The organism is Moraxella caviae (assembly GCF_002014985.1).
GTDB lineage: Bacteria > Pseudomonadota > Gammaproteobacteria > Pseudomonadales > Moraxellaceae > Moraxella > Moraxella caviae.
Genome location: NZ_MUXU01000107.1, coordinates 498 through 2,645 on the forward strand (window position 1 = coordinate 498; position 2,148 = coordinate 2,645).

Below are 2,148 nucleotides of genomic sequence, written 5' to 3' on the forward strand. Positions count from 1 at the left end.
GGTACACGAGAAAATAGGGCGACCAACGGCTCAAAACCATAAAACAGAATGGCGGACTTATTCCCCATTGCTGGGTATTGTATTCGTCGCACCGTCGGTCATAATCAAAAAGGATTATGCAGATTTGTATAAATCCACAGTTCGGATTAACTAAGGATAGATACAAAAATATCACGCTGACGGGGTGATTTACCGCTGTTTTAAGGCTTTTGAGACCTTACACATAATATACAACAAAAAACCCACTGTGTAAAGCGGGTTTTATATATAGTCTATTTAAATCTCATCTGGCATTTCATCAGTTTTTTGCATCTCAATAACTTGGTTTCTCAACTCCAGCGATTCAAAATACTCTTTTGCCTCGACTTCATCTACAAAATTCACGTTAGGGTCAATCTCCAGTAATTTATCCTTAATTTCATTAAGTTCAACGTTAAAGAACTCTTTGCGATAATTAACCAAATTGACACGTCTGTCGGCAAACTCTCGTTGAAGTTGCGCTTCCAATGCTGGCGCATCTTCGCTAAATACCATAGCGTGAACATCAAAATAAAACGGCACACTAGCATCGCCCAGTTCACGCACCCTATCCATTGGGTCTAAACGTCGCGTCATGCCGATTTTGTACACATCTTTACCAAATGAGCCAATATTTGAAATAACATAAACGTAACCCAGCTTGGTCTGTTCTGCCATAGACTTAACACGGTCGTTTTTGCGTTGCAATTCTTTTAGCTCTTCACCCAGTTCAACAATTTCTGCTTTTAGGCTTTCCAATTCTTCACCTTGTGAATGATTGGCTTGCTCCTGAATTTTTGCCAATAGATTTTGCAGTTTTAGCTCTTCGGCACGGGCTTTTTCAGCTTCTTTACGCAACTGCTCTTCTTCACGCTCCAATCGGCGTAGTTCTGCCTGCTCTTCACGCTCTTGTTGCACCTTTAACTTATGTTCATGCACTAGGCGCAATTCATCTATCTTGAGTGTCAAGTATTCAGAATTGATACTAATTCTATTGGTTTTATTAAATTTGTTAATAGCTTCAAAGGCTCTGTGAATACGACTTTCCATACGGTCAAAATTTTTCCATGTAGTATTTGCAATGGCCGCATCACATTCGTTATTAAAAGACCGCAATGTAAGCTGTTTTGCTTGTCTCGCCATTTTAGCACCAGTTGCAGCACTACCATTTACAGTCCAACCATCGCCACCTATAACGGCTCGCTGTTGCTTGACCATTTCTTTTTGCGTTTCGCGATTGCTTTTAATCACCTCTTTGTACTTTTCAGATGTACCAAAATCAAAATGCGGTTCGTATATGCCAACATTAGCCAATTCAAGTTGCTCATCATAAATTGCAACCTTAGCTTTTAATTCGTCATAGATTTTACGCTTACTTTTATAACTTTCTTGAACGCGAGAAATATCACCCTCAATCGCTTGTAATTGCTTCTCACGATGCTTAATGTGTTCATCTAAATCAACAATCGGTTTGTAAACACGATAAATTTCATCATACCTATGCTGACATTCCAGCAGCTCTTTGTTTTTGCTATCTAGCTCCTTATTCTTACTGTTCAACTCTTGAACAAAACTTTCTAGCTCTTTTGCAAAAACTTCTTTGTCGATTTCGTACATTGAGTGCTTTTGTTTTTCACCCCACCACAAACAAAAGAAAACAATAGCCGCTACAATGGCAATTAACGAACCCATTCTGCTCTCCATATCCGAAAAGCAATATATTATTGTAAACTGCAACACTTTGGCAAGTATCTGTTACAAAAAACACCTCATCAAATAGATAGGGTGTCGTATAAGCGTAATTCCGCATTATGGATAGATTATAACCCTATTTGGTTACCAAAGTCAAGCACTTTGCGTTAAACAGCTTGCGATAAATCCTTCTGCTTTGTGCAAGGCTTCTCGTACATCGGCACGATTTGCCCGTCTATGCTTATTGAATGCGCCACTTACAAAATCATCACGTGCAATATCACGCTCACTAAGTCGCAACAGATAACGCAAACAAAATACCCTGCCTAATAAAGCACTATACCTAACCAATCTTGCAACCGCACAATCAATACGTAATGCGTGTTCATCGGTGATTTGGTAACTACCACCTTTTGATGGTACATTACCACGCATAAT

Annotated in this window: 1 protein-coding gene and 1 pseudogene; both read right to left on the reverse strand. The window is 39.2% G+C overall.

Annotated elements, in window-relative coordinates; genetic code table 11:
* Positions 1–276: 276 nt before the first annotated feature.
* Positions 277–1,710 carry an SNIPE associated domain-containing protein gene (locus tag B0181_RS11690; protein WP_158078981.1) on the reverse strand — a complete coding sequence of 478 codons (1,434 nt, stop codon included), beginning with the start codon at positions 1,708–1,710 and terminating at the stop codon, positions 277–279.
* Positions 1,711–1,863: 153 nt separating this feature from the next.
* Positions 1,864–2,148 (reverse strand): annotated as a pseudogene (locus B0181_RS12190) (hypothetical protein); the annotation flags it as partial.